General features: G+C 53.2%; 26 protein-coding genes and 1 riboswitch. Of the genes, 8 read left to right on the top strand and 18 right to left on the bottom strand.

Features of this window, described 5'->3' with window-relative positions; genetic code table 11:
* Positions 1-23 precede the first annotated feature (23 nt).
* Positions 24-1,583 (top strand): protein adenylyltransferase SelO, encoded by a 1,560-nt coding sequence (locus tag EFA69_RS01570; protein WP_123131324.1) that lies wholly within the window; start codon positions 24-26, stop codon positions 1,581-1,583.
* Between the two features lie 85 nt (positions 1,584-1,668).
* On the opposite strand, the gene EFA69_RS01565 is transcribed toward EFA69_RS01570, so the two are convergent.
* From EFA69_RS01565 to EFA69_RS20465, 11 genes are all read right to left on the bottom strand, one after another.
* Positions 1,669-2,226, bottom strand: coding sequence for a hypothetical protein (locus EFA69_RS01565; protein WP_148041225.1), 558 nt, complete (start codon positions 2,224-2,226; stop codon positions 1,669-1,671).
* Between the two features lie 268 nt (positions 2,227-2,494).
* On the bottom strand, positions 2,495-2,707 hold the full coding sequence (locus tag EFA69_RS01560) for a heavy-metal-associated domain-containing protein (protein WP_123131322.1): 213 nt from the start codon (positions 2,705-2,707) through the stop codon (positions 2,495-2,497).
* Between the two features lie 73 nt (positions 2,708-2,780).
* The gene (locus EFA69_RS01555) at positions 2,781-5,018 is read right to left on the bottom strand and encodes a heavy metal translocating P-type ATPase (protein ID WP_123131321.1); all 2,238 of its coding nucleotides are present in this window, start codon (positions 5,016-5,018) and stop codon (positions 2,781-2,783) included.
* Positions 5,019-5,116: 98 nt separating this feature from the next.
* Complete coding sequence (locus EFA69_RS01550; RefSeq protein WP_123131320.1) at positions 5,117-6,193, bottom strand: flavin-containing monooxygenase; 1,077 nt, start codon at positions 6,191-6,193, stop codon at positions 5,117-5,119.
* A 180-nt stretch (positions 6,194-6,373) separates the two neighbouring features.
* Complete coding sequence (locus EFA69_RS01545) at positions 6,374-6,754, bottom strand: four-helix bundle copper-binding protein (protein WP_221175649.1); 381 nt, start codon at positions 6,752-6,754, stop codon at positions 6,374-6,376.
* A gap of 105 nt (positions 6,755-6,859) precedes the next feature.
* On the bottom strand, positions 6,860-7,801 hold the full coding sequence (locus EFA69_RS01540; RefSeq protein ID WP_123131319.1) for a cation diffusion facilitator family transporter: 942 nt from the start codon (positions 7,799-7,801) through the stop codon (positions 6,860-6,862).
* 239 nt (positions 7,802-8,040) lie between these two features.
* A complete protein-coding gene (locus tag EFA69_RS01535; protein ID WP_123131318.1) occupies positions 8,041-8,370 on the bottom strand; it encodes a four-helix bundle copper-binding protein in 330 nt (109 codons plus the stop codon).
* A gap of 134 nt (positions 8,371-8,504) precedes the next feature.
* Positions 8,505-9,068 carry an AraC family transcriptional regulator gene (locus EFA69_RS01530; RefSeq protein WP_123131317.1) on the bottom strand — a complete coding sequence of 188 codons (564 nt, stop codon included), beginning with the start codon at positions 9,066-9,068 and terminating at the stop codon, positions 8,505-8,507.
* A gap of 89 nt (positions 9,069-9,157) precedes the next feature.
* The gene (locus tag EFA69_RS01525; RefSeq protein ID WP_123131316.1) at positions 9,158-9,472 is read right to left on the bottom strand and encodes a hypothetical protein; all 315 of its coding nucleotides are present in this window, start codon (positions 9,470-9,472) and stop codon (positions 9,158-9,160) included.
* Position 9,473: 1 nt separating this feature from the next.
* Complete coding sequence (locus tag EFA69_RS01520) at positions 9,474-10,097, bottom strand: thioredoxin family protein (protein WP_123131315.1); 624 nt, start codon at positions 10,095-10,097, stop codon at positions 9,474-9,476.
* A gap of 161 nt (positions 10,098-10,258) precedes the next feature.
* Positions 10,259-10,801: a hypothetical protein gene (locus EFA69_RS20465; RefSeq protein ID WP_245964462.1), complete on the bottom strand. Its 543-nt coding sequence runs from the start codon at positions 10,799-10,801 to the stop codon at positions 10,259-10,261.
* 237 nt (positions 10,802-11,038) lie between these two features.
* On the opposite strand from EFA69_RS20465, the gene EFA69_RS01510 reads away from it, so the two are divergent.
* Positions 11,039-11,368 carry a hypothetical protein gene (locus EFA69_RS01510; protein ID WP_148041224.1) on the top strand — a complete coding sequence of 110 codons (330 nt, stop codon included), beginning with the start codon at positions 11,039-11,041 and terminating at the stop codon, positions 11,366-11,368.
* Between the two features lie 96 nt (positions 11,369-11,464).
* Here EFA69_RS01510 and EFA69_RS01505 read toward each other — a convergent pair whose 3' ends face one another.
* The 3 genes from EFA69_RS01505 to EFA69_RS01495 all read right to left on the bottom strand — a co-directional run bounded on the left by EFA69_RS01505 (position 11,465) and on the right by EFA69_RS01495 (position 15,720).
* Complete coding sequence (locus EFA69_RS01505; protein WP_123131313.1) at positions 11,465-12,535, bottom strand: YncE family protein; 1,071 nt, start codon at positions 12,533-12,535, stop codon at positions 11,465-11,467.
* Positions 12,536-12,709: 174 nt separating this feature from the next.
* Positions 12,710-13,762 carry a YncE family protein gene (locus tag EFA69_RS01500; RefSeq protein WP_183906651.1) on the bottom strand — a complete coding sequence of 351 codons (1,053 nt, stop codon included), beginning with the start codon at positions 13,760-13,762 and terminating at the stop codon, positions 12,710-12,712.
* A 29-nt stretch (positions 13,763-13,791) separates the two neighbouring features.
* Positions 13,792-15,720, bottom strand: coding sequence for a TonB-dependent receptor (locus EFA69_RS01495; RefSeq protein WP_123131311.1), 1,929 nt, complete (start codon positions 15,718-15,720; stop codon positions 13,792-13,794).
* Positions 15,721-15,827: 107 nt separating this feature from the next.
* Positions 15,828-16,027, bottom strand: a riboswitch (cobalamin riboswitch).
* A gap of 248 nt (positions 16,028-16,275) precedes the next feature.
* Between EFA69_RS01495 and EFA69_RS01490 the strand changes: the two genes are divergently transcribed.
* The 4 genes from EFA69_RS01490 to EFA69_RS01475 all read left to right on the top strand — a co-directional run bounded on the left by EFA69_RS01490 (position 16,276) and on the right by EFA69_RS01475 (position 19,204).
* A complete protein-coding gene (locus EFA69_RS01490; RefSeq protein ID WP_221175648.1) occupies positions 16,276-16,962 on the top strand; it encodes a DUF4919 domain-containing protein in 687 nt (228 codons plus the stop codon).
* 406 nt (positions 16,963-17,368) lie between these two features.
* Positions 17,369-18,028, top strand: coding sequence for a DUF4919 domain-containing protein (locus tag EFA69_RS01485; protein ID WP_123131309.1), 660 nt, complete (start codon positions 17,369-17,371; stop codon positions 18,026-18,028).
* A 90-nt stretch (positions 18,029-18,118) separates the two neighbouring features.
* A complete protein-coding gene (locus EFA69_RS01480) occupies positions 18,119-18,580 on the top strand; it encodes a hypothetical protein (RefSeq protein WP_123131308.1) in 462 nt (153 codons plus the stop codon).
* Positions 18,581-18,583: 3 nt separating this feature from the next.
* Positions 18,584-19,204 carry a DNA-3-methyladenine glycosylase gene (locus tag EFA69_RS01475; protein WP_123131307.1) on the top strand — a complete coding sequence of 207 codons (621 nt, stop codon included), beginning with the start codon at positions 18,584-18,586 and terminating at the stop codon, positions 19,202-19,204.
* Positions 19,205-19,326: 122 nt separating this feature from the next.
* On the opposite strand, the gene EFA69_RS01470 is transcribed toward EFA69_RS01475, so the two are convergent.
* Positions 19,327-20,514: a THUMP-like domain-containing protein gene (locus tag EFA69_RS01470; protein ID WP_123131306.1), complete on the bottom strand. Its 1,188-nt coding sequence runs from the start codon at positions 20,512-20,514 to the stop codon at positions 19,327-19,329.
* A 156-nt stretch (positions 20,515-20,670) separates the two neighbouring features.
* Between EFA69_RS01470 and EFA69_RS01465 the strand changes: the two genes are divergently transcribed.
* Both EFA69_RS01465 and ahcY read left to right on the top strand, forming a co-directional pair.
* Positions 20,671-21,369, top strand: a complete 699-nt coding sequence (locus tag EFA69_RS01465; RefSeq protein ID WP_123131305.1) for a DUF4397 domain-containing protein — start codon at positions 20,671-20,673, stop codon at positions 21,367-21,369.
* A 167-nt stretch (positions 21,370-21,536) separates the two neighbouring features.
* Entirely contained in the window at positions 21,537-22,844 is a 1,308-nt protein-coding gene (ahcY, locus tag EFA69_RS01460) for an adenosylhomocysteinase (protein ID WP_123131304.1), read from the top strand.
* Between the two features lie 82 nt (positions 22,845-22,926).
* On the opposite strand, the gene EFA69_RS01455 is transcribed toward ahcY, so the two are convergent.
* The 3 genes from EFA69_RS01455 to EFA69_RS01445 form a co-directional block, all read right to left on the bottom strand.
* Complete coding sequence (locus EFA69_RS01455) at positions 22,927-23,907, bottom strand: CgeB family protein (protein WP_123131303.1); 981 nt, start codon at positions 23,905-23,907, stop codon at positions 22,927-22,929.
* Between the two features lie 82 nt (positions 23,908-23,989).
* On the bottom strand, positions 23,990-24,757 hold the full coding sequence (locus EFA69_RS01450; RefSeq protein ID WP_123131302.1) for a glycosyltransferase family 2 protein: 768 nt from the start codon (positions 24,755-24,757) through the stop codon (positions 23,990-23,992).
* Positions 24,758-24,892: 135 nt separating this feature from the next.
* Positions 24,893-25,765, bottom strand: coding sequence for a hypothetical protein (locus EFA69_RS01445; RefSeq protein WP_123131301.1), 873 nt, complete (start codon positions 25,763-25,765; stop codon positions 24,893-24,895).
* Between the last annotated feature and the right edge of the window lie 289 nt (positions 25,766-26,054).

The raw sequence follows: 26,054 nt of genomic DNA, 5'->3' as shown, positions 1-26,054 counted from the left end.
AGAACATCTGTAAAAAGGAAACCATGCAAACTTTAAGCAACAAAGAATATAAGAATGAATTTGTCCAGGCCTTTCCCGGCGATGACAGCGGCAACGTGAAGCCCCGGCAGACCCCCGGCGTCCTGTACAGCAAAGCGCTGCCCACGCCGGTGAAAAAACCGGAGTTGCTGGCCTGGTCAGATGAGCTGGCGCAGGAACTGGGCATAGAGAAACCAACTGACCAGAAAGACATTGATGTTTTGGGCGGGAACCACGTGGCCCCCTCCATGTACCCCTACGCCGCCTGCTACGCCGGGCACCAGTTCGGGAACTGGGCCGGGCAGCTGGGCGATGGCCGTGCTATTACCTTAGGCGAATGGGAAGCCCCCGACGGAAAATCTTGGGAACTACAGCTGAAAGGCGCGGGCCTTACTCCGTATTCCCGCCGTGCCGATGGGCGGGCGGTGCTGCGGTCCTCGGTGCGGGAGTACCTCATGAGCGAGGCCATGCACTACCTGGGCGTCCCCACTACCCGCGCCCTCAGCTTGGTTTCCACCGGAGACCAGATCATCAGGGATATGTTTTACAACGGCAATCCGGCGTATGAGCCTGGGGCTATTGTAATGCGCGTGGCGCCCAGTTTCCTGCGCTTTGGGAGCTTTGAGATGCCTGCCGCCAGAAAAGAAACCGAGAATTTGCAACAGCTGGTCAACTGGACCATTGACCGGTACTATCCGCATATTACCGGGGAGAACCGCATTTTGGATTGGTTCAAAGAAGTGCTGGAAAGAACGGCTCATCTAATGGTGGAGTGGATGCGCGTAGGCTTTGTGCACGGCGTCATGAACACCGACAATATGTCTATCCTGGGCCTCACCATTGACTACGGCCCCTATTCCTTCCTGGACGATTACGACCCCGACTTCACCCCTAACACCACTGATCTGCCCGGCCGCCGCTACGCCTTCGGGAAGCAGGCGAACATTGCGTATTGGAACCTGGGGTGTCTGGCCAGCGCCATCGCGCCGCTCTTGCCGGGTACGCAGGAACTGGTAGCGGTGCTGGAAACGTATGAAGAGGTTTTCTACCGGAAGTACTACGCCATGATGGCCGGCAAACTGGGGCTAGATGCGCCCACGGAGGCCGACCAGGACCTGATCCGGCGCTTCTCTGAAACTATGGCTACCCTCAATCTGGACATGACCATCTTCTTCCAGTTGCTCATGGAGCTTCCGGAGGACGTGCAAGAGCAGCAGACCGTGGTGGGCCATTTCCAACCCAGCTTCTACCGCGAACTGGAAACAGGCGAGCGGGAACTTCTGCACACCTTGATAAAAGACTACCAGCTTCGGCGCAAGGCCAATTCCATGGCCCAGGAAGAAGCGGTGCAGAAGATGCGGGAGAACAACCCAAGGTTCATCCTGAGAAATTACCTGCTGCACCAAGCCATTGAAGAACTGGAGAAAGGACAGAACACGCTGTTCCTGAAATTACAGGCCGCCTTGAAAGACCCGTATTCAAGCCAGCATGATGAGTTCTTCGCCAAACGCCCCGACTGGGCCAGCCAGAAAGCCGGTTGCTCCATGCTGTCTTGCAGCTCCTAATCAAATAGGGGAAGAGGTGCGTTTAGCGGCCCTTTTTCTCAAAACAGAGCTAAAACAGGAATGGACGGTGACGGTCTTAGAGAGGTTAATACATCTCAATGACTTTCAGCGTCCATTTTTCATTGATGGTGTACGTGCCGTAGCGCATGGCCTGTAATACTGTGCCGGCCGCAAACAGAACGGCGGCCCCGCCCATGGTGTGCAAACCGTCCTGTCGGTCATACTTCTCATTGAGGTTGGTCAGGAAATTGATGGCGCCCACCAGCGTGAAAATGGTGCCCGCCGTTTTGAGGAACGCCCCGCTGAAGTTGGCCACTTTTCGGCCGCCCGTGTGGTTTTTGAGCTTGATCTTTTCTATGTCCTTCAGGGGAACCCGCAAGCCCTGCACATACAGCGTGCTGTCCCTGATGTCCAGAATGGGCAAGGTCTTGAACCCTTCGTCCTGATGTCGCTTGAACGTGATTTTCTCGCCAATGTACATCCTGTAGCGGGCCAGCGAGCCGGTTTTAGCCAGCAGCAAGTACCTATGCGATGCCGTGGAAGAAGGAGCGGCACGAACACTGTCTGAGATTTGGGCCTGGCAGAGATGGGTAAAAACGGAGGCGAAGACGAGGAGGAACCCGAACAGTAGGTGTTTGCTCATGCTGAATGGTGCGTTTACAGAGGAACGGTCCAGAGGTGAACTTATTGACCAAAGCTAAACTATAATTCTTTATGTGCGGTAACCCACTAACGTTTTAGGCCTGATTTCAGAAAAAGAGCCGCTAAACGCATTAGAGCGTATTGAATAGATCCCAAGCAGCTTCCGTTCTCTTCGTGAAAATCTACTAGAACCCAAACTATCAAGTACTCCTAAAAAAGCAAGGCCACCTTTCAACGGGTGGCCTTGCTTTTTTAGGAACTAAGCAGAATTACTCCTGCACCGGAGTAGCGTTATAGCCTGCTTTGCTCACGGCTTCCACTACTTGCTGGGCAGAAATATCGCCTTCCACCGTCAGGATTTTGTCTGGGTTGTTGGTGTCAACGCCCCAGTTCTGGATGCCTTCCGTAGCGTTGAGGGTTGGTGTTACGGCACTGATGCAGCCACCGCACTTAATATTAGTTTTGAATTTTAATGTCGACATAAGGGTAATGATGAATTAAGAATTAGAAATGAAGAATCAACTCGAAATCAATAAACAATGAGAAATTAACAATCTATAATTTTAACGTCCGGAGGCGTAAACTGTTGGTGACTACAGACACAGAACTCAAGGCCATGGCGGCACCGGCCAGCATGGGGTCCAGCAGGAAGCCCCAGATGGGGTAGAGCAGCCCGGCGGCCACCGGAATCCCGATCACGTTGTAGATAAAGGCCCAGAACAGGTTCTGGTGGATGGTGCGCACCGTGGCCTTGCTCAGTTTAATGGCCTTGGCAATGGCGCGCAGGTCTGAGTGCATGAGCGTGATTTTGGCCACATCCATGGCAATATCCGTCCCGCGGCCCATGGCAATGCCTACATCTGCCAAGGCAAGCGCCTGGGAGTCATTGATGCCGTCGCCCGCCATGCCTACCACGTGGCCCTGGCGCTGGAGTTCCTGGATGAAATCGGCTTTGTCTTGGGGCATCACTTCGGCTTTGAAATGTTGCAGGCTCACCTGTTGCGCAACGGCGGCGGCGGTTTGGGCGTTGTCTCCCGTGAGCATGTACACGTGCAGGCCCAACTGCTGCATCTCTTTAATGGCTTGCGCCGAAGTTTCTTTAATAGCATCAGCGATGGCGATGAGCGCCACCACCTGTCCCTGCGTGCCGGCGTAGACCACGGTTTTGGCCTCGGCTTTGCGTTTAGCGGCCGTTTTTTCCAAATCGGGGCTAAACTGGAGGCCGTTTTCCTGCATCAGCTTCTCGTTGCCCAGCCAGAACGTTTGGCCCTGGTACTGCGCCTGCACGCCGCGGCCGGTCACGCTGGTAAACTGCTCCAGTACCGCCGGTTGCACGCCCTGCTCGGTGAGGTGTTTAGACACGGCCTCGGCCAGCGGGTGCTCACTCTGGTTTTCCAGCGCCAGCAAAACAGGAGCCAAGCCCTTTGTTTCTTCCTCTGGAACCGCCCAGTGCAGCTCCGTTACCTCGGGCCGACCTTTGGTGATGGTGCCAGTTTTATCCAGCACCACGGCGGTGAGTTTATGGGCAGTTTCCAGAGATTCGGCGTCTTTGATCAGGATTCCGTTTTCGGCGCCGCGGCCCACGCCCACCATAATGGCGGTAGGGGTGGCCAGACCCAGGGCGCAGGGGCAGGCAATAATGAGCACGGTAATGAGGGCCAGCAGCGCGTGGGTTACGTTGTTATCGCCTCCCAGGAAGTACCACGCCGCGAAGCTCAGCAGCGCAATCCCAATCACCACTGGCACAAAGATACCGGCAATTCTATCGGTGAGTTTCTGCACGGGCGCTTTGGAGCCCTGCGCCTGCTGCACCATCTTGATGATCTGGGCCAGCAGCGTTTCTGCGCCAACTTTCTCCGCCGCAATCTGCAAGCTGCCTTTCTGGTTGATGGTGCCGGTGAACACCTGGTCTCCGGCTTTTTTCTCCACGGCCATCGGCTCGCCGCTGATCATACTTTCGTCTAAAAATGAAGAGCCACTGACCACCCGTCCGTCCACGGGAATTTTCTCGCCGGGGCGGATCAGGAGAATATCGCCTACCAGTACTTGTTCAATGGGCAGTTCTATTTCCTGGCCGTTACGGAGGGCTTTCACGCTTTTCGGCTGCAGGCCCATGAGCTTTTTAATGGCGCCGCTGGTGCGGGATTTGGCGCGTTCTTCCAGCAGCTTGCCTAAAAGAATAAACGCGATGATGACCGTGGCCGCTTCATAATAGACATGCGGCTCCAGCCCGCGGGAGAGGAAAAACTGCGGATAGAACGTGTTGAAGGCGCTGAACAGAAACGCGATGCCGGTGCTCAGGGCCACCAGCGTGTCCATGTTGGCCTTGCCGTGGCGGGCTTGCTTGAACGCGTTTACATAAAAATTGCGGCCAAACCAGAACACCACCGGCAGGGTAAGCGCCAGCATGATCCAGTTGCCGTAGGGCATATGGTGAAAGAACATGCCAATCACGGCCACGGGCAGAGACAGTGCCGCCGCCCAAATGGTTTTGGTTTTGAGGCGGGTGTACGCTTCCTGCTCGCGGGCCTCCTGCGCCTCCTGCGTGGCCTCCTCCTGCTGGATGAGCAGGTCATAGCCCACGCTCTGGAGGGCTTTCTGCAGTTGGGAGAGGTCAGTGCCTGAGGCGTATTCAACCAGGGCTGTTTTGTTGGCGAAGTTCACCGCCGCGCTCTGGACACCGGGTTGGGCCTGCAGCATAGACTCTACGCTCACAGCACAGGCCGCGCAGGTCATGCCCTCTACCGGAAAACTGTTCTTTATGGCGGGTTTTTCTTTGGTCAAGGTGGCCATATATCTATTGGTTGAGGTTCTGATTCTAGTTCTGTTACAAAGGTACGGGCCGCAAGCGCGCGCGGCGTTACAGCTTTGTATACCGTTGTTACATAATTTTAAGTAAGCTGCCGCGAGATAAACAGGGCATCACGGCCGGCGCCTAGCAAGAGAGCCGAGCTTCGGCTCCGTTGCCAGGAGAGTCCCAGGAAAAACAGACCGGTGACCGGACTGATGCCCTGCTGGTGCAAGGGCCATCCGTTCGGTCCCAACGCCTCCGGAATCTGAAGCCACTCATACGATGGCCTGAAACCCGTGGCCCAAACAATGCTCTCAAAGCTGCCCAGCGTATGGTCTTCAAAGTAGACGTGTTGCTGATTGAATCCTATAATCAATGGCCGCAACGTGATTTCCCTTTTCTTGAGCGCCTGTTCCAGCTCATGGCCATAAATGACATCGTTCTGCTGAAGTAGTTTCCTGCCCAGGAAAGTGGAGGGCGGTGCATAGATAGCCCCGGTTTTGGTGGCCCACCAGAACACGCTTTTCCCCCACTTGCGCAGGGGCGAGAAGCGGGGCGGTTTCTTTACGGAAAGATGCACCTCATGCGTTTGGGACAGTTCCACGGCTATCTGTGCCCCGGAGTTTCCGGCTCCCACCACCAATACCCGTCCCGCAGGAAGCTGCCCGGCATTACGATATTGTGCACTATGCACCTGTACCACCTCTTTGCCCGGTGCTGTGGCGTACGTAGGAATAAAAGGAACCTGGAACGGCCCGGTGGCCACAATGACCTGCCGCGCCTGGAAGTGATGTTGGGTTGTTTGCAGGTGGAAGAGATTCCCTTCCCGCGTAAGCGATACTACCTTCTGGCGCAGCAACACCGGGAGCCGGAAGTGCTGTGCGTAGCGGTGAAGATAATCGGCGATCTGGTCTTTGGTGGGGTAGTGGCCCTGGGGCAGGGATAAGGGTAAACCCGGTAAGGCACAGTATTCCGCCGGGGTGAACAGTTTTAGGGAATCGTACCGGTCTCTCCAGGTCTGGCCAACCGCCAGGGACTGCTCCAGCAACAGGAAACGTTGGTTTTGTTGTTTCAGATAGTACCCCATCGCCAGCCCGGCCTGACCAGCCCCCACCACGATGGCGTCATAAAGAGCAGCTTCGGACGGAAAAAGGAACGTGTGGTTCTCTGGTTGCATGGCACTTGTTTACCTTGTGTTGATAGGCAAAACTAGGCTGCTCCCTGGCTACTAAACTTACATAATTTTGAAAAAGAGGTACAGGATTTTGCAGTATGAAAACAGCCTCCCCGGCCGTGGCAAAGGAGGCTGTCATGGGTGCGTTTAGGGGCTGTTTTTCCAAAAACGGCCCCTAAACGGCTATTCAGAATCTGAGGCGTTGGCCACAGACAAAAGCTCACTCAAGGGATCGGTTTTAGGAATGAGTTCCTGGCAGACCTCTATGCACCTGCGGCAGGCGGCAGCGCAGGCCTGGCAATGGTCATGGGCATGGCGTTCACACTCTACGGCGCAGGCTTCGCAGATTTCAATGCACTGGCGCAGCACCAGCCGGGCATGTTCAGAACCTTTTGACAGGAATGACGCAGAAAGCCGACAGTAATCGGCGCAGTCCAGGTCCAGGTGAATGCAGCGTGCCATCTTTTTTACTTCTTCTTCCTGCAAGCAGGCAGTGGCACAATGGTCGCAGGCCGCAATACAGGCCAGTAACGCGTCAATGGCCGGTTTAAACTCGGTACGCATAGGCTTGAAGTTTGGTGAACCTTTTTATACGCGAGCGGGCAAGAGGAAGACGAACTGTTTTAGTCCTCATTTCAGAAAAATAGCCGCTAAACAGATGACGGCAAGTTAATGATACACCCCCGCTTTGACGCAGGCTTGGTTAACCGCCCCTCTTTCTACCTGAAGGGTGACATGCTGTATGCCGAAGTGGTGCACCAATTCTTCCCGTATTTCTGTGAGTTGGGTGTCTTGGTACGTGTTTTCCACCACCAGGTGGGCGGTAAGCGAGTTCTCCGTGCTGCTCATGGCCCACACGTGCAGATCATGCACTTGCACTACCCCGGGCGTGGCCAGCAAATGTTCCCTGATGACCCGCACATCAAGCCCCTGCGGCACGGCGTCTAGGGTGAGCCGTAGAGACTCTACCAGTAAGCCCCAGGTGCTCCAGACAATCACTACAATAATGATCAGACTGAGCACGGCGTCTACCCAGAACCAGTTGGTGTAGTACATGGTCACGCCGCCCGCTACCACGCCCAAACTCACCAGGGCATCGGCGGCCATGTGCAGATAGGCGCCTTTCACGTTGATGTCATGGTCTTTGTCCCGGAGGAAGAGCAGGGCGGTGGCGCCGTTGATCACAATACCTACCAGGGCTACTACCGATATGGCGGTGCCGTTCAGGCTGGGGGCAGTGCCCAGACGTTCTATGGCTTCCCACCCAATGGCGCCCACCGCCAACAGCAGCAACATGGCGTTGAGCAAGGAGACCAACGTAGTGCTTTTCCCGAAGCCGTAGGTAAAGCGGTAGGTTGGCTTGCGCTGCGCCATCTTGAGGGCGAAGAAAGCCAGCAATAGACTAATGACATCGGTGAAGTTATGGCCCGCGTCTGAGAGCAGCGCCAGCGAATTGTACCACCAGCCGGCCCAGGCTTCGGCCGCTACATAAACTAGGTTCAAGCCAATGCCCAGCAGAAAAGCCTTGTTCAGGTGTCCCGAGGCCGGTAAACCATGACTATGCCCATGACTGTGGGAATGGCCGTGCGAAGATGGGTGCGAGTGTGCCATGACAGGAAAGCGTTAGATTCTTTTGGTGCCGCTGAAACAGGTGCAGTACGGAGTAAAGGAACAAAGTCTAGGGAGGAAGCGCGTTACATGATTACGCCCCTGGGTTATATAATTTTAGCCCGCCACGGATATGAAGTGGTTCTTGTGTAAGAACGTCAGCCGTTTGCGTTTAGCGCCCGTTTTTCCAAAAACAGGCGCTAAACGCAAACGGCTGACAAAGTGTAAAGGGCTTGTTTAAATTAAGCGGCCAGACTGCGGCAAGCTTCGGCGCAACGGCGGCAGGCCTCGGCGCAGGCCTGGCAATGGTCATGGTCATGTTGGGCGCATTCGGCGGCGCAGGCCTCGCAGACCTCAATGCATTCACGCAGGAGGTGCTTGCCGTGCACGGAGCCGCGGGCCAGCAAAGTGGCGGTGAGGCGGCAGATATCGGCGCAGTCGCGGTCCAGTTGGATGCAGCGGGCCATCATCTTGACATGTTCTTCCTGCAGGCAGGCAGAAGCGCAGTGCTCACAGGCCAGAATACATTCTTGTAAAGCATCAATGACGGGACGGTTTTGGGAATTGTGCATACGTTCAGGTTTAAATGAAACAAGGATAAGGCACATTCACACACTACTGCGGTAACCTTACGCGAACAGGTGTCGCTTAATAAGGTTTACGCGCAGGCATCCCAGACGTTGTTCTAAAAAGGAAATTGACGCTATTACACGAGTTTATCCAGTGACAGGCGCTCAGCGGTTGGGGCTTTCTTATAATCTGTCACGGAGGTGCCGGTCACTTTCTTGAATTGGTTGGAAAGGTGCTGCACGCTGCTGTACTGCAGCCGGTGGGCAATCTCGCTTAAGGTAAGCTCGCCGTAGGAGATGAGCTCCTTCACCCGTTCAATCTTGAGCCTGATGAGGTATTTCTCAATGGTGGTGCCGGTCTGCTGGGAGAAAACTTTGCTCAGGTGCTGGTAAGACAAGCCCAGTTTCTCCGCCAGATACACAGAGGTGGTCAGGGGCTGGTAATTCTCTTCCAGGTGCCGCTGGTACTCCAGCAAGGTAGTTTTGATGAGGTCAGTGAGCTGTTCGTCTTTTTCCTGCAACAGTTCAAAGCCTTGTTCCCACAGAGCCTCCGCAACAGCCGGTTCATGCACGTCTCCTGTGACCAAGGCCTCACCCAGCTTCACTTCCCGCACCGTTAGCCCCTGGCGCGTGAGCACCTCCGTTACCGTGGCAATGCAACGCGGGCAGACCATGTTCTTGATATGCAAATGATGTTCCATGGACAATGAAGTGAGTTATTGACGTGTGAATCTACGGGTATAACAGGAAACAACGCACAGAAGTGCAGTTAAAGAGTGTGGGATGTAGGCTATTCTTCCCAGGTAGGCGCTTTAGGGGCTCTGGGCGTGTTTCGTTTGGGCCTGGCGGCCGATGCTGCCTTCGTCTTTTTCCCGAAGAAGCGCTGAAACACCCAGTTCACCCCGGGCACAATGACAAAGGCCGTGCCCGCACCCAGAATAAAGATGGCCAGAAACGCGTTGAGCAGCCGCAGGATAAAATCACTGGTGAGCCCGAAGGTGTAGAGCAGCAAGGCCATGGCCAGCAACAGGCTAATGAGCGCGGCAATGAGCAGGTCGCGCCGCCAGTCGCGCTGGAAGGGGTGTCTTTTGATTGTTTTGGCCATGTTATGTCAAAGAGGCTCTCACCCAGTGGGGGAGCAGGTGCAGTAATTCGGCTTGCAGCGCCTGCCCGTTGTCTTCCTCTGAGTGCTGCAAAGACTTTTTAATGAAGTCCAACAGGGGCAGTTCCTGCTTTTTCAGTTCCAGCACATAGTCCTGCAACACCTGCGGGCGCGGCCCCCAGGTACCAAGAGGCTGCAACGTCTGGGCGTGCAGCGCAATCAGTTTGGGAATGCTTTTGCCGCCGTTGGTGAGGTAGGCGTCCATGACGGCGGGTTGTTCAGAGCGCAGCACCGTTCTCAGCTCAATCTCCGCCGATTGATCGGCCAGCGCGGCCAGCACCGGAAGATGTACCGCGGCGTCTCCGCACCAGCCTTCGGTGAGCACCAGCCACAGTTGGGGCCGGGGTACCTCGCGCAGCAGGTTCACCAAATCTGGCTCAAGCGGTGTTTGGTACGTGCGCTCCATAATGGCCAGGTTGTCTTTGGTGAGTTGGGCCAGAAAAGCAGACTGCTCCAGACCGGTGGTCTTTTCCTGGGCCACTGCCGCCCGCACCAGTTCCAGGTAGCCGCTAAACGGTAGGCTTTGCGCCACTACCTCTGGGGTGATGATATTCTGTTGTGCTTCCATACGCTTTTGGTTACGCTGCCGGTGCAAACGCTTCTGCGAAGATACGGCAAAGCTGGTTTCTTGCCCAAACCTAGGATGATACGCCTTAAAAAGAAAGACCCGGGCGTTTCCCGGGTCTTTTTGAAAAAACAGCCCCTAAACGGCTGCCTCAGTAGATGACATTATTCTTTCTCGTTGCCTAGCCCTTCTTTGTCCTTGTGCCCTTTGAGGGTGCTGGCATTGGGTTGGTTGTTCCGGAACTCTTTGTCAGAAGAATCAGACCCGCGGGTATCTGAGGGGTTGGCGTGCGAGCCCTGCGGACTGTGTTGCTCTGGGTCAAATTTCCCTTTCTTGGCTCCGCCGCCGTGTCCTTCCCTGGACGGTACGTTCTCCCCGCGGGTATTGTCGGCGCCGCCGGCTACGGGACCATCCTGGAACTTGGGCGGGTTGTTGCCCTGGTCTGGGTTGTGGTTATGGCTGTTGTTGGGCTGCCCGCTTACGCCGGCCCCGAAGTCATCGTTCTGGCTGCCGTTCGCCGACTTCTGGTTTCCGCTGCCCGAAGCCTGCGGATTGGACCGGGTCTCCGGGGAGCCTTCATACGGCGGGTTGTTGTTGTGCCGGTTGCTGTTGTTGAGATTATCGTCTTGGCTGTTGATGTCGCGCCAGCTGCGGTCTTGGTCTGGTCTATGTTGCTTAGGGCTGTTGTCACCTTTTCCTTTGGTCATGGCTTGGTCTCCTTATTTAAAGTAAAACTTATACAAACTACCTGCGCCAGGGTATCTGGGGGTACCCGTTGTACGAAGACAAGGCCCGTTAAGGTTAAGCCCAAACCAGCCATCTCACAAATTAGCCCTAATGGCCCCCGCGGGTTAACTCAAAGACAACGAAGCCCGTACTACCTCTGGACAAGGCCCGTAGCCCCGCTGCCGGCCGCTTATGTGCCACTCTACTGAACCAGAACTATGAAAAAGCGAATGATTTCCCTAAAACGCCTTTCCTGGGCCATGCTGTTGGGCGGTGCCTTGATGGTAGGCACCTCGGCGTGCAGCACCGGCACCAATGAAGGCGAGACCAACGTGGAAGAAAGTGACTTCAAGGATAAAAGCCCCACTGAAAATAACCCTCAGGGTGTCTCAGACAATAGCCAGGATGACCTCAACACCACCGGCACCGACTCCACAAACCAAGCGATCTACGACCAGCAGGAAGACAAACTGAGAGAGCGTAACGGTGGCTCAACCAGACCAGGGGTTGGCGCCGCCGCCGGAAGTAATACAAGCACCGGCAATTAACATGGTGCAATAGAACCCTAAAACAATGAAGCCTGCCCGGTTAAGGGCAGGCTTCATTGTTTTAGGCCTGTTTTCAAAAAAAGAGCCGCTAAACGCTTATCTGAAGTGGTAGCCGGTGGGTGGCCCCTGCACTTGGAAAGAGTCTACTACGGTTCCGTTGCTCCGGTACCGGATGACCCAATTCTCGGTGCTGGCCGTTCTGGAAGTGTACAGAAAACCATCATTGGGGTCTTGGGCAACGGTTTCTAGCGCCCGCGGAATGAGTGGGTTCCGGGGTAAGCCGGTGGCGGCTATGTCCATTTGGTAAACGCCGTTGTACAAATAATACAGACGGTTTCTGGAGGCGCTGAGCGTGAGGCTGGTGGGCGTAGTGGCTGCATTGGGGAATTCAAACACCACGGCTTTGTTGAGCAGGTTGTTGGGCGTGACACGTACCAGCTGACCTTTGGTAGCGTCCGCGCCGGATTTCCCGCCGCACAAGATCCAGAGGAACCCTGCGCCGTCTATGACCATGCTGTTGGGCGCGGCACCTACGGTAAGGGTAGTGTCTACGCGGTTGGTGGTGGTGTTGATGACGTTCACCCTATTTTCAGCTAGGTTGGCTACAAACAGACGGGTACCCGCAAGCGCCATAGCCGTGGGTTGTTTGCCGGTTTTAATGGTGTCTATGACAGCAAGCGTGCGGAGGTTCACTTCCAGGACCTGTCCGGAGTCTGGTGCCGCCACCTGTCCGGAGGCTGGTAGGGTGGTGATCCAGTTGCTTATGAAACCTCGCTGGTTGTTGAGTGCTACCATCCGCTGCGGGTCTTCTATTTCTTGGATGGCACCGGAGAGGAGAAGGGTATTGGCCATGAGTACCTCTACCTGTCGGGCATCTGTAATCAGGTACATTTTGTCAAAGGCGCTTGTCATGGACCGCACTCCGCCAGACAGGAACTGGTTATTCACTTTATTGAAGATATCGGGCTCCAGGGTGTTGGTGCCACGGTCATAGTAGCTCAGGTTGCCGTTAGCGGGGGGAGTAGTGGTGGCGCTGGAAATAAGGACTCCCGCCTCATAGGTGGGAACCAACTCCTTCGTTTCCTCCTCACAGCCGGAGAACCCAAACGCAAGGGCAGCAAAAAAAACAGACAGTGCCTGCCTGATGAAAGGGAAATCTGTGTTCATCCTGCTAAGGTAGAAAAATTAGAAGTAATAGCTTTTGATGGAGTTGTGATTCAGAAACGCTGTACTGCGCTTTTTCTTTTCTGCCTGGACAGATAAAACGCAGAACCGCCAACCCTAAAGAGCTGGCGGTTCTGCGTTTTGCGCCTGATTTTCAAAAAACGGCCCCTAAACGCCTTATCTGAAAGAGAAGCCGTTGGGCGCTATTCTTACCTGGAATGAGTCAATAACGGTGCCGGATGGCTGGTACCGGATGGCCCAGCCGTTGGAACTGAAGTCGCCTATGCCCAGGTACAGAACATTGGTCTCTGGGTCAATGCCCAAACCATACGGGTCTCTACGGATGATGGGCGCGGTAGGGGCAGCGGTAGCCGTGGTAGACATGGAATAGATGCGGCCACCGTAAGAGTAGTAAAGCGTGTTCTTCGCTCCGTTGATGGTAAGCTGACCCGCCCCCAGAGATTCGCCCGGCAGGGTGTAACTGGTGATGGCGTGATTGTTGACCGGGTCAATCTTCACCAGAGCGCCCGCCTCTGAATATCCGCCTCTTAACACCCAGATCTTCTGGTTGGCATCCAGTACCAGAAACTTAGGGCCTTCGCCTACGGTAAGGGTGGTTTCTACCGCATCTGTGGTGGTGTTGATCACGGAGACGGTGTTTCCGTCACTGTTGGCCACGTACAGTTTCCCGTTGTGGAGGAGCAAGCCTTCAGGCAGTTTGCCCACGTCAATGGTTTTGGAGACGGTGTTGGTGGTGAGGTCCAGCACAGAAACGCGGCCCGGCCCGGTGTACCCGAAGAATTCGTAGCCCACGTATTCCGTCACGTATGCTTTTCTGCTGTTAAGGGCGACCATGTACCGGGGAATCTCCAACCCGTTGATCACGCCGGTGGAGGCGAAGGAGTAGGCATTCACTACCTCAATTCTATTGCTGCCGTTGAGGGCAATATAGGCTTTGTCCTCAACAAACATGATGGACTGGGCGGCATCGCCCAGAGGGCGGTTGTTTACCTGCTTGAACAGCTCCGGTTGCACCGTCTTAGTCTGGGGCAGTAGGTAGCTTATCTCAGCGTTGCCGTGTCCAAAAGCACCTTCGTTAGTGATAAACACGCCGTGTTCATACGCGCCTTTGGGGCTGTTGTCTTCATTATCGCTGTCACAGGCGGTGGTAAGCAGGGTACTGCCCAGCAGTGCGTACAGGAAGTGCTTCTTGAGTTGGGTAAGATTCATAGTAAAGTTAAGTGAGTAAAAGAATTGGTTTAAGGCTGCTGGGCCCATTTAAGCCCGAGCGATATTCTGAAGTTGCGCGGCGGCATAGCGCGGTAGGCCATGGTCTGGTACACGGTATTGGAAAGGTTCTGCACCTGCGCCTGTAACTGGGCCTCAAAGGTGCGCCAGGCGAAGGTCTTGCCTATGCTGGCGTTTATGAGGGCATAAGGGTCCAGCCAGTTGTTGTTGTCATTGTCTGTGTAGCGCTTACTGGTGAAAGTAGCATCCGTGGCCAGCCACCAGTTGCGGTAACGTACCTCGGCCCAGCCGGCTACTTTGTGTTTGGGTACATAAAACAGTTGGCGGTCTTGCAGTTCGGCCCAGGCATTGGGCAGTTTTTGCTCAGAAATGGTGTAAGCATAGGCCAGACCGCCGGAGAGAAGTACATTTTCGGCCGCTTGGAAATTCCAGCGGTAATCTGCTTCCATGCCGTAGCCGCGCACGTTCTGCAGGTTCACGGGTTCTGAGTATGCGCCTCTGGTCTGCCACTGGATCCAGTCCTCTACCTTAAGACGGTATCCTGTTATTTCTGTAGTGCCAGTTAGTTTGCCTTGCTGGAACGCATGGACCAAACCCGCTTCATAGCCCCAGCCGTTTTCCGGTTTCAGGTCTGGGTTTCCGCTTGGGTACCAAAAACGGTCATTCAAGGTAGGCACCCGGTAGCTGCGCGAGACATTGGCTTTGGCGGTGAGGGTATTCCCTTCGGTAGCGAGAAGCGTATAGTTAGCGCCCAAAGTAGGGGTGAACGGTGGGTTGAAACTCTGCACCCAGGCCTGCCGCACGTTGAGGTTGATCTGTAGCTTATCCACCGGAGTATACCTGAGCCAGCTGTAGGCCGAGAACCTGGTTTCATCTACGTTGCCGCTGTAACCGCCTACTTCCGCTTTAAATACTTGGGCCTCGCCGCCTACCTGTAGCAGGAGGTGCGGCAACAGCTGGCGCTCATGTTCCACCTGGCTTTGATAGGTAGAAACCGTGGAAAGAGACGGGGTTCCGTTTTCTGCGTAATCCAGGCGGTCTTTGAACCACGCGCCCCGCACGGTGGTGGTACCGCCAGCCAACTGCCCCTGCCATTCGGCCATCAGGCGGAGGTTTTCATCGTCCTGGACGGCATGGTTGTTGGCGCTGCCCATGGACGGCTGAATCTGCCGGTGGGTCTTCACGTACCAGCCCCGTACCGTGAGCCGCTGGTTCTGGGAAAGCTTGTAATGCAGATCTTGGGCGAAACTGGTCTGCTTAAAGGCGGCATTCTGCTGGGTTTCCCGGGGCGCCCCAAAAACAGTGGTGTTCCTGAACCGGAAATCATTGTCAGACGCGGTGCGGGTAAACGAAGACGTGAGAGAAAGGCGGCCGTTGGAGAATGAACCACTGGCGGCGCTCCGCCGATGCCCGAAACTACCCAGTTCTTGCTGTACCTGTACTTCGCGCCGGGGCTCAAAAGAAACCGGATTGTTGAGGAGAACCGTGCCGCCCACAGCCCCACTGCCGTGCAAGGCCCCGCCGGGCCCATGCTGCAACGCTACCTGCGTGTGGGCAGAAGGCGGCAACAAGGCAAAATCTGTCAGCCCCAGCGTGGGCAAGGCAATGTTGAGCCCGTTCCAAAGCACGGCGGTATGGCTGGCAGTGGTACCCCTAAAGGCGACGGTGGCCGTCATGCCGTTGCCGTAGCTTTTCAGGTACAGGGGGCTGCGCTGCTGGAGCACATCGGCGAGGGTAATGCCGGGCTGTCGGCTTAGGAGCAGGGAGTCTATGGACTGGGTGCGGGAACCAGCGGCGTAGCGGGTGTATTTATGGCCTGCCACCGTTACCGCCCGCAGTTCTACCGTGTCTGGCAGCTGCGTCTGGGCATAGGTCTCTGGCGCCAGCAGGGTACTGGCCAGCCCTAGTATGTAAGCAAAAAATACTGCACGTTGTGTCATGTCCTCGGCTTGGTGAAAGCAGAGGAGACTAAAGCGGAAGAAATAACCGAAAATGCCAGCCCATGCCGGGCCACCATCCTTGCTGCTTTTTTTCCCGAAAGCCTCCAGGTGAATGTATGACGTTGGCAGGTCTCCTGGCTCTCTTCTCTGGCCCGGCCTTCCCATCTGGTAAAGCAGACAGTGGCATGCGGTGGGCAGAATCTTTTGAAGATAACAGTTGCGGGTACAGCTCAGGTTTTACACCTGATTCCCTTTTAAGACACCGTCGGCAGATGGCCGGGGTGTCACCAATATCGGGCGCAAAGGTACGGCAAGTTTACATAAGGCGCTACGGCGGCCCGAAGAAAAAATATGAATTGTAAATAAGCGTTTAGGGAGTCTTTTTTAGAAATTAACTTAAAAGTAGAATCAACCTTAAATTGTTTGCGTAGAAGAGGTTATGAATATAATATATTAAAGGCGAGGCCGCGGGAGGTGTTGTCTTCAAAATTAGCCAAAACCATGAAACGTTCTTTACTTGTAAGCTTTATGCTATGCCTGTGCTGCCTTAGAGGCATGTCTCAGACCATCTCCAACGTGGACCTTACCAAAGTCTATAGCGCCATTGAAGACAAAGATTCCCCCTTTTACTACCCCCATTTGCTGGAGCGCTACATGGCCAATGACTCCATGCTCACGTTCTTTGATTTCCACCACCTCTACTACGGTTACACCAAGCAGCCCGGCTATACGCCCTACGGCCGCGGCATGGGCGAACTGGCGGCCATGAAAATGGTGGAGCAAGGCCGGTTAGACGAGGCCAAGGAACTGCTCTTGCAGGAGTATGCCCAATCACCGTTCAGCCTCAACATCATCTTCCGGCTGGGCAGCCTGGCCGATATGCGTCAAGAGCCCGCTGAGGCCCGCATGTGGCTCCTGAAGTTCAGCGGCCTGCTGCGCACTATCCTGGACAGCGGCGATGGTCGGTCTGAGGAAAGCGCCTGGGTGGTGATCTCGGCGCAGGACGAGTACCCCATCCTGGGAATGCTGGGTCTGGAGCCTACCAGCCAAGGCTTGGTGAAGCAGAAGTTTGATGTGCAGACCCTGAGAACCCCCAATGAACTGGAGGCCGAAAAACTCTATTTCAACATTGAAATGCCCGTGGAACACATGACCAAATCATACACCAAAGAAGTGATTGAAGCAGACTCGCCGGTGCGGCTGAGAAAAGTAAATAAATCAAAATCGCTGGGGATAAATTGATGAAATGCGTTTAGGGGCCGTTTTTGGAAAAACAGCCCCTAAACGCATTTCGTTTTTCATACGGAGTCTGGTAGTGGTGCGCTGCCAGACTTTTATTTTTTTAGAACTGGAAGAATTTTAAACATGAAAAGACTTCTGCACCGCCAACTTGCTTTAGAAGAGCAGCGGCACAATATTGGTTACCTCTTTGGAAGTGGTGGAAAGAATACCATTTGAAGCTCAGTGAATTAATTTGGGCTGAGATGGCGCGAAGGCGATCTGGTTTGGCGTTGTTTTAGAAAAAACGGGCGCTAAACGGAAGCCGGCAGAAAGGGGAGCGGCAGCGCGTACGCAACTTTTTAGCGGGGCTACAGTTTTTAGCACTGTATTTGCAATCGGCTTGCCGTGTTACTTTTCTGAACAATCCATGAAAAAAATTTTGCTGCTAAGTGTGCTGTGCCTGGGTTTAGGATTTGCCGGGGAGGCGCAGGTGGTTTCCAAAATCAACTATGACGCCATCCGCAAAGAAGTGACCTCGCCCAAATCACGGATGTATTACCCCAACTTGTTGAAGCGCTACCACGCCAACGACAACAAACTGACCGTTGACGAGTACAAGCACCTCTACTACGGCTGGACCATGCAGCCCGGCTACGCTCCCCACAAACCTAATGACAAGTCCGATGCCCTGAACGAGATGTTGCTGTACGAGCGGTTCCCTGAGATTATCAGCACCGGCAAGACCCTGCTGGCCAAAGACCCCTTCAACCTGGACGTGATGTATCTTATGCACATGGCCTACGGCGAGATGAATAACCAGGTGGAGAGCAAGAAATGGCTCACCAAGTTTGAAGGGCTTATGGCGGCCATTAAGGCCAGCGGTAACGGCAGGTCCAAAGAAACCGCGGTGGTCCTCAACGCGCCGCGCGATGAGTATATGTTTTTAACCGTGGTGGGGCTTCGGCAGAAAGGCCGGCCGCAGTTGGTAGAAAACAAATATGACCTGGTGAGCCTGCAAACGCCCAATAAACTCAACCTCACGGAGGTTTACTTCAACATTCAGAAGGCGGTGGAGAAAAAACGCTAAACTTCACACCGCGCTGCTCCCTTGCTGGGCGTGGCGCGGTGTGTTTCTTTTCGCTTTCTTGCCGTTCCTACCTAAATGACTGCTGTTGCCATGAAGAAGCTGTTTCCTGCCGCCCTGATCTTAACCGTACTGTTGGCTGCCTGCCAAACCAACGGAGACAAACCCCAGAACGGTTCTTCTGCGGAGAATGCGGGAGATACCACGCCGGTAACGCTCTGCGAGTTCACCTCCACAGATCCGGCTACCGCGGCGGAGTGGCTTGTGGGTAAATGGGAACTGCGGGGCATCCAGTCTAACTACGTGGGCGTGAAGGAAGATGAATTCCTGACCGGGGAGCAGATGGGCTACACCAAAACCCTCACGTTCTTTGCCAACGGGGAGTATGAAGAGTACGTGAACGGTAAATTACAGGGGAAGCGGCAGCCCTTCAATGTGGTAGGGCAGAGCCTGCCGCCGGTGGGGTACCAGTTCTGGTTCTGCGGCGAGAATACGCTGGTGGTCAGTAATATTATTGTAGACGGCGCTACCGAGGTGTTCGTTAAGCAGAAATAAAACATGGCTGTTCAGCAGAAACTCCCGGAAAGCTTTTACACCGGCCCAGATGTGGTGTCCATTGCCCATAGCCTCATTGGCAAATACTTCTTTTCCTGTTTTGACGGCGTGCTCACCGGCGGCATGATTGTGGAGACCGAAGCCTATTCTGGCCTGAACGATGCCGCCTGCCATGCCCACCTGGGCCGTAGAACCAAGCGCACCCAGATCATGTACGCTCAGGGCGGTGTGGCGTATGTATACCTCATCTACGGCATTTACTCCCTGTTCAACATTGTGACCAACGTGGAAGGCACCGCCGATGCCGTGCTCATCAGGGCCATTGAACCTACCGAAGGCCTGGAAGAAATGAAGCTCCGCCGAGGTTTAACAAAGATAGAGCCTCGGCTTACCGCGGGCCCTGGCTTGGTTACGCAGGCGCTGGGCATCTCTACCCAACACAACGGCACCAGTTTATCGGATTCCCAGATTTGGCTGGAAGACCGCGGAACACAAGTGCCCGAGGAAGACATTGTGAGCGGACCCAGAGTAGGGGTAGCCTACGCCGGGGCAGACGCGCTCTTGCCGTGGCGGTTCAGTCTGAAGGGCAGCAAATGGGTGAGCAAAGCCAACCCGAAGTATTAATTATGGATTGTCAATGGCTGATTATCAGTTAAGGCATTTCTGGCGTAAGCGCCCGCTGGCGCCAAGGCAGGAGCTTCCGTTTAGGGGCTCTTTTTCCAAAATAAGGCGCTAAACGGAAAGGGTCAGTTTACCTTTTGGCAGAGTAGCAGCAGAGGTTTGTTGTGCAGATCTGTGGTCGCGAACAGATAATCAGAGCCGCCTTCTTTCAACTTTACCTTCTCCCGCAGCTGTGCCACCGTGAGCGGATAGTTCCTGACGGTGATGTTGGCTTTCTTCTGGGGTAGAAGTTTATGCAGCTCCTTGGCGTTAGCCTTGGGTTGGGCAATGATTTCAAAGATCCGGCCGGGGAATGTCTCGCAGAGTTCTATGGAAGTGTACAGATGGCTGTTGCGATGGAGCTTATGGAGCTTGTATTCTACTGATAGCCATTTAAAGGCTCCTGCCTTCAGCAAGGCGGTGTTAGGCTCATACAAATAGCGTTGGGGCTCTGCGTACGTTGCCTGCGCGTTTTCTTCGTCCGGCTGGGTAAAGGAAACTTCCAGCGGCTCCTGCCCCGGCCTCAGATTTACGGCAGTGATGAGGGGAGCCTCCTGGGGCGCTTCGGCCGGAATAAGATACAGTACTTCCTTCACTTCGTTCTGCACGGCCACAATCCACACCCGCACCACCTCCTTTAGTTCCTGTAGTGCCAGGTCCAGGTCCAGCATGGGGGCGGTCTTGAACAGCACGTACCGGGCTTTCTGCCGCAGCACCGGAAGCAGGCGCAGCACATCTGGCTCGCAGTCCTGGAGCAGGTGCACACGCTCCTGGCTGTGGCCGCGGCGGGCCGGATCCAGGTAGATCACGTCCAGCGGTGCTTCTAACTGATGTAGAAAATCCTCGGCCGCAATGTTCACACTTTTGATGTTGGAGGCACCCAATAGCTGGAAATTGTATTGGGCAATTTGCTGCAGTTCTGCGTTCTGCTCCACGTGCGTGACCTGGGCAAACTGCCTGGAGAAATGAAAGCTGTCTACACCCAGGCCACCGGTCAGATCTGCCAATGTCTGGCCCTGTACCAGTTGCGCTTTATAGGCGGCGGTTACTTCAGAGGAACTCTGCTCCAGCGACAGCATCACCGGAAACACCACCGCCGGGTTTTGCGCCCAGGTGGGTAATTTCTGTAAGGCCTTCTGCCGGGCTTTGATCTGGGACACCAACTCCTGCATGGGCAAATGCGGAAACCGCTTAGCCTGCAACATCAGTTGCGCGGGGTCCTGCTGTAGGTGTTGAAAGATGAATTCCTGCTCCTCAAGAGAAAAAACACGCATACCGGACTGTCTGAAGTAAAATGTAAAGATACAGAATTGGCGTAGAAGCTCGCCAGATCGAATTTTTCCAGAAAAATCGGCTGATCCTTTAAACAAGCAGCTAGGTTGGCGGTTGATTATATGTATGTACATTAATTAACCTTACTCTTAACTGCTATGAAAAAATGGATGAAACTCAGCTTACTGGCCGTGTTGCCAGCATTAGTACTCACCAGTTGCGATGACGACGATGACGATGCTATGGCCATGGAGCAGAAAGCCAATGTGATGGTAGTGCACGCCGCCCCCAACGCTCCCGCCGTTGATTTGTATGTAGACGGTACCAAAGCCAATAGCGCAGCCTTAATGTACCCAATGAACACAGGGTATGTGCAACTGAACGCCGGTAACCGAAACGTGAAAGTAGCCCCTGCCGGTACCAGTGCCGCCAGCGCGGTCATAGATGCCAATCTCAACCTAGCCGCAGATAAGAACTACTCTGTGTTTGCCGCCGAGCCGCTCGCCAGCATTGGAGCCGTGGTGGTGGAAGACAATCTGGCCGCCCCGGCCTCGGGCAAAGCCCATGTCCGGTTTATTCACCTCTCACCAGATGCGCCTAACGTAGACGTGGTGGTGCAGGCTACCAACAGCAACTTGTTTTCTAACATCGCATTCAAAGGATCTACGGCGTTCACCCCGGTAGACGGCGGCAGCTATACCCTGCTGGTGCAGCCCGTAGGTACTGATGTCAACGCCGTGACGGCCACCGTGAACCTACAGGCGGGCAAGATTTACACCATCTTCGCCAAAGGGTTCTTGAACCCACCGGCAGGTAACACCAATACCTTGGGTGCCGAAGTGATCGTTAACAGATAAGAGCTTTTCTATATCACTGTTCCGGGAGGTCTGCTTGTTGAGCAGGCCTCCTGGCGTTTAGGGGCTGTTTTTCAGGAATTAGGCCCAAAACGGCTCATGGGCAGATAATTGAGGATGATAAACTTATTGCGTACCTTTGCGGTTCTATATAAAAAAGTTGAACTACCATGGTAGAAACCTATCAGAAGTACAAAGTAAAAGATATTTCCCTGGCTGAGTGGGGAAGAAAAGAAATAAAACTGGCTGAGGCTGAGATGCCTGGCCTGATGGCGATACGGGAAGAGTACGGCCCTAGCCAACCACTGGCGGGCGCGCGTATTGCCGGTTGCTTGCACATGACTATCCAGACCGCCGTGTTGATTGAAACGCTGGTAGCCCTGGGGGCCGAGGTAACCTGGTCTTCCTGCAACATCTTCTCCACCCAGGACCATGCCGCCGCCGCTATTGCCGCCGCCGGTATCTCTGTGTACGCCTGGAAGGGAATGAACGCCGAGGAGTTCGACTGGTGCATTGAGCAGACGCTTTTCTTCGGGGAAGACCGTCAGCCCTTGAACATGATCCTGGACGATGGTGGTGACCTGACCAACATGGTGTTTGATAAATATCCAGAGCTGGCCGCCGGTATCAAAGGTTTGTCTGAAGAGACTACCACCGGGGTGCACCGTCTGTATGAGCGTATGAAGAACGGCACGCTGTTGATTCCTGCTATCAACGTGAACGACTCCGTGACCAAATCTAAATTCGATAACAAATACGGCTGTAAAGAATCATTGGTAGACTCCATCAGAAGAGCTACCGACGTGATGATGGCCGGTAAAGTAGCTGTGGTGGCCGGTTACGGCGACGTTGGGAAAGGTTCTGCCGCCTCGTTGCGTGGTGCCGGTGCCCGCGTGATTGTAACTGAGATAGACCCTATCTGCGCCCTGCAAGCCGCCATGGACGGGTTTGCCGTGAGAAGAATGGAAAACGCCATTCCGGAGGCCGACATTGTGGTAACCGCTACTGGTAACTTCAACATCATCCGGGCAGAGCACTTCCAGGCCATGAAAGACAAAACCATTGTCTGCAACATCGGTCACTTTGACAACGAGATTGACATGGCTTGGCTGAATGAGAACTACGGCCACACCAAAGATACCGTGAAGCCACAGGTAGACCTGTACACCATTAACGGCAAAGATATCATTGTATTAGCCGAAGGTCGTTTGGTAAACTTGGGTTGCGCCACTGGTCACCCATCTTTTGTGATGTCTAACTCTTTCTCTAACCAGACGCTAGCCCAGATTGAGCTGTGGACAAACGCGGAGGCCTACGAGAACAAAGTATACACGCTGCCTAAACACCTGGATGAGAAGGTTGCCCGTCTGCACCTTGCTAAGATTGGTGTGGAACTGGAGGAACTTTCTCCAGAGCAAGCCGCTTACATTGGCGTAGAAGTGGAAGGACCGTTCAAACCAGAATACTACCGTTACTAAGCAGTTTCCGTTTAGGGACTCTTTTTCCGGAATTAAGCTTAAAACGCCCGGCTTCTGTATAGAGGCCGGGCGTTTTGTTTCTTTAGCTGATAATGTCCAGCATTTCCTGCATCCGGTGCACGTACGTATGTGATTGGAGTGTGCGTTTCAAGGCCTGGGCTGCAATAGCCTCTCCTTCGGCAGGGTGTTTGAGGTAGTAGGTAAATAGTTCAGGAATTTCTTCTACCCGGTCATACAAGATGATTTCCTTGCCTGGCAAATACAGGTCTTTAATCTCTTCTTTGTTGTCACTGATTTGGAAAGCGCCACAGCCACTGGCTTCAAATAGTCTAGGATTTACCCCATAGGGCCAACGCCCATACCACGTATGGAGGTTGAAGACAATATGTGCTTTGTTAAACAGTTCTGCCATGGCAGCAGGGGTAAAGAAGCGTTGGTTTACAAAGCTAGAGCGCAAGGGTGAGTCTTTGGCTATCTTCCTTTTCCAGGGCCCCGCCATGGTAATAGAAAAATGCTGGCTCAACTCCGTGATCACTTTTTCCCGGATGGGGTGCCAGTCTCCCGCGAAGACAATGTCATATTCCTTTTTTACCCCTGGCTGCGGTTGATGCACTGACGGATCTATGCCTACTGGTAGGTAGTACGCATTCTTTACCTGATAATGCTTGTAAACTGCTTGGGTGCCTCTGCTGTTTGAGAAGAAATAATCATATAGATGGGCTGGAATATGTTTGTAGGCTAAGTCAAAAGGATCGTTTAACCACCAACAAGCCGTAAGAATCCCTTTCTGTTTGATTTTTTCAATAGTGCCGGCATCATGGTTATTGCCGTAGATGGTGAAGAACAAGTCTGGTTTGACTGTATTCACCAATGCCAGCACCTGATTGTTTTTATAAGCCAGGAAACTTTTGTAACTGATCTTCTCCCTGAGCCGCTCTACCTGGTTGTCTCTTTCATAGTTGAACACATACACCTCATGGCCTAACTGTTGCAGGGCTTTCTCCACAAAGCGTCCCATAGGAATGGTTTTGGTGTGTTCGGGGATAGATAACAGGATTTTCATCAAAGGTTAGTCGCGGTTAGGTCGCAATTTATCAAAGGTAACATTATCTGTGTTTTTGATGGGCAAAAGGAGATAAATAGAATTAGTCCTCTGTTCTCTGTCGTGAGCGTTGGTTAGCTTCATGCAGCTTCATGTATTTGTAGAAAGATCCCAGCGCGTTGGTGACAGAGATCAGGAAACCGTCAGATCCGTAAAGAATACCCCGTTTGAGTATGTAATTCCGGAAAAAAGAGAAAAGGCCTTTGTAAACTGCGGTAAAAGGCGAGGAGCTTTTTCTCCCTTGTTGTTCCTGCGCGAAAAGCGAAGAGTAGTAGTTCATCTTCTGTACCAGCTGGGTGGCATTCTGATAAGAGTAATGGTCCATTGTCCCCGGCAGGGTTTCAACTTTTACGTGCTCCGTAAGGATTGTTTCGTGCACTTCGCTTTGGGAGAAACCGGTGGTTTTTCGATTGTACAGACGTAAGACATAATCATTTTCCCAACCGCATGCGTTAATGTGGCGGTTGCCATAAAAGTTTTTACGCAGAAATTTGTATGCTTTCTGCTTGTCTAAGGGCTGTCGCAGAATACTTTGTGCCAAAGCCGGAGAGAGCACTTCGTCACTGTCTATTGACAGAATCCAGTCTTGGGTAGCGTAAGAGGCGGCCAGGTTCTTAAGGGGGCCAAATCCAATAAAGGGTGAGTGGAAAACCTTCACATTTGCAAAGCTCTCGGCAATAGCCACGGTATCATCAGTAGAACCGTTGTCCAGCAGAATAATTTCAGGGAAATCAGTTAGAGCTGTAAGGCACCGGGCTAAATGTTCCTGGCTGTTTTTAGCCAATATGGTTACGGCAATGGACGAAGGCATGTAGATTGAAAGTAAAAATGCAGAAACGTAATTTAAAGGTGGTCACGCTTGCTTTCCGGGCGCCTTTATTAGACATTTTGACTCTATGTGGCGTTGTAGAGAACAATAGGCAGTGCAGTTACCTACTAAAGAAGATCAAGGGAGTTGGTAAGGTGGGATGTTCCATAGCTTTCCGCTAAGCTTTCTCCAGGCTTTGCTGAAGAAGGGAAGCGATTCATAGGCTCGTTTAGGTAAAATCAGTTTTTGGGGTTGTATCAACTCCATATGCTCCACCAATCTCTGGTAACGTTGCCCTTGGAAATGCCTGAAAAAAACATTCAAAACACCTCTGAATTCTTTGAAGTCCCAGTAATGGAAAATTTCTTGGGTAGCTGTATAGACAGGTTTCTGCGCCAACTTATTCATGTGGAACGAAAAAGCCAGTTGTTCTATGATATGTTTCTGGTAAAGTTGATACAGACGATCTGTCGTTGCCAGAACATCATCTAACATTTGTTTATCAGAACTCCTGAACCCCAAAACACCTGCATTATTCATGGGAGTATCTGGTGAAATACCAGTAGACGTATTTCTTAAAAAAGTATCTACTTTCTTAAAGATGCTGTTTTTACGGGATGAGATAGGGCCTTCATTCTCATGCATGACATAGGACTTGCCATCTTCCAGCAAAGAAAAAATATGATCAAGGGAGCCTGTAATAACTGTATCTGTGTCTAAGTACAGAACGGTACCCTCGTGCTGTTGTATGAAGTCCCGGAGAACCATAATCTTTACCCGGTGTACAAAATCAAGCTCACCGCGCCATTGTTGAATTTGGTCCGCTGACATGTTCTGGTAAATCACCCAGGAAGGAAGGAGGGGTTCTAAGTAGTTGCTGTTATCTGTAAAGACTACCACTTGAAAGGCAGGCTGACCCTGGTACTGTTTCAGGAGCGAATAAATAGAATATACCAGTTCCTGGAGAATTTCCTCCTTGCCGTAGGCTTGGTAGAGAAGGTATTGGTGCATATAGAGTTGTTTAATGTCCTACCTTTTACTTTTTAACAGGCTACTTTAGGGAAGGCATTGATTAGATAAACAGCTTACGGCCTCAAAAATACGGCTAAATTAAAGAATTGTGCCCTATTCCTTAGTACGCAACTTTTTCCTGTTCATTACTTAATGTCCCACACTAACTTAGTAATGGAAGAAAAATCAGAATCTTCAAGTGAAGCCTCACTGGACACATTATTACAGGTAGGGAGAACACCTCATTTTACGTTTAACAAGGTCTGGGTTGAACCCTGTAAGGCTGGCT

Origin of the sequence: Rufibacter immobilis (assembly GCF_003721565.1) — a bacterium.
GTDB lineage: Bacteria > Bacteroidota > Bacteroidia > Cytophagales > Hymenobacteraceae > Nibribacter > Nibribacter immobilis.
This window is presented reverse-complemented; position numbering and strand designations above follow the sequence as displayed.

Bases quoted from the DNA above. Each gene is read 5' to 3' on its own strand.
- EFA69_RS01570 (WP_123131324.1), top strand. From the start codon at position 24: ATGCAAACTTTAAGCAACAAAGAATATAAGAATGAATTTGTCCAGGCC.
- EFA69_RS01565 (WP_148041225.1), bottom strand. From the start codon at position 2,226: ATGAGCAAACACCTACTGTTCGGGTTCCTCCTCGTCTTCGCCTCCGTT.
- EFA69_RS01560 (WP_123131322.1), bottom strand. From the start codon at position 2,707: ATGTCGACATTAAAATTCAAAACTAATATTAAGTGCGGTGGCTGCATC.
- EFA69_RS01555 (WP_123131321.1), bottom strand. From the start codon at position 5,018: ATGGCCACCTTGACCAAAGAAAAACCCGCCATAAAGAACAGTTTTCCG.
- EFA69_RS01550 (WP_123131320.1), bottom strand. From the start codon at position 6,193: ATGCAACCAGAGAACCACACGTTCCTTTTTCCGTCCGAAGCTGCTCTT.
- EFA69_RS01545 (WP_221175649.1), bottom strand. From the start codon at position 6,754: ATGCGTACCGAGTTTAAACCGGCCATTGACGCGTTACTGGCCTGTATT.
- EFA69_RS01540 (WP_123131319.1), bottom strand. From the start codon at position 7,801: ATGGCACACTCGCACCCATCTTCGCACGGCCATTCCCACAGTCATGGG.
- EFA69_RS01535 (WP_123131318.1), bottom strand. From the start codon at position 8,370: ATGCACAATTCCCAAAACCGTCCCGTCATTGATGCTTTACAAGAATGT.
- EFA69_RS01530 (WP_123131317.1), bottom strand. From the start codon at position 9,068: ATGGAACATCATTTGCATATCAAGAACATGGTCTGCCCGCGTTGCATT.
- EFA69_RS01525 (WP_123131316.1), bottom strand. From the start codon at position 9,472: ATGGCCAAAACAATCAAAAGACACCCCTTCCAGCGCGACTGGCGGCGC.
- EFA69_RS01520 (WP_123131315.1), bottom strand. From the start codon at position 10,097: ATGGAAGCACAACAGAATATCATCACCCCAGAGGTAGTGGCGCAAAGC.
- EFA69_RS20465 (WP_245964462.1), bottom strand. From the start codon at position 10,801: ATGACCAAAGGAAAAGGTGACAACAGCCCTAAGCAACATAGACCAGAC.
- EFA69_RS01510 (WP_148041224.1), top strand. From the start codon at position 11,039: ATGAAAAAGCGAATGATTTCCCTAAAACGCCTTTCCTGGGCCATGCTG.
- EFA69_RS01505 (WP_123131313.1), bottom strand. From the start codon at position 12,535: ATGAACACAGATTTCCCTTTCATCAGGCAGGCACTGTCTGTTTTTTTT.
- EFA69_RS01500 (WP_183906651.1), bottom strand. From the start codon at position 13,762: ATGAATCTTACCCAACTCAAGAAGCACTTCCTGTACGCACTGCTGGGC.
- EFA69_RS01495 (WP_123131311.1), bottom strand. From the start codon at position 15,720: ATGACACAACGTGCAGTATTTTTTGCTTACATACTAGGGCTGGCCAGT.
- EFA69_RS01490 (WP_221175648.1), top strand. From the start codon at position 16,276: ATGTCTCAGACCATCTCCAACGTGGACCTTACCAAAGTCTATAGCGCC.
- EFA69_RS01485 (WP_123131309.1), top strand. From the start codon at position 17,369: ATGAAAAAAATTTTGCTGCTAAGTGTGCTGTGCCTGGGTTTAGGATTT.
- EFA69_RS01480 (WP_123131308.1), top strand. From the start codon at position 18,119: ATGAAGAAGCTGTTTCCTGCCGCCCTGATCTTAACCGTACTGTTGGCT.
- EFA69_RS01475 (WP_123131307.1), top strand. From the start codon at position 18,584: ATGGCTGTTCAGCAGAAACTCCCGGAAAGCTTTTACACCGGCCCAGAT.
- EFA69_RS01470 (WP_123131306.1), bottom strand. From the start codon at position 20,514: ATGCGTGTTTTTTCTCTTGAGGAGCAGGAATTCATCTTTCAACACCTA.
- EFA69_RS01465 (WP_123131305.1), top strand. From the start codon at position 20,671: ATGAAAAAATGGATGAAACTCAGCTTACTGGCCGTGTTGCCAGCATTA.
- ahcY (WP_123131304.1), top strand. From the start codon at position 21,537: ATGGTAGAAACCTATCAGAAGTACAAAGTAAAAGATATTTCCCTGGCT.
- EFA69_RS01455 (WP_123131303.1), bottom strand. From the start codon at position 23,907: ATGAAAATCCTGTTATCTATCCCCGAACACACCAAAACCATTCCTATG.
- EFA69_RS01450 (WP_123131302.1), bottom strand. From the start codon at position 24,757: ATGCCTTCGTCCATTGCCGTAACCATATTGGCTAAAAACAGCCAGGAA.
- EFA69_RS01445 (WP_123131301.1), bottom strand. From the start codon at position 25,765: ATGCACCAATACCTTCTCTACCAAGCCTACGGCAAGGAGGAAATTCTC.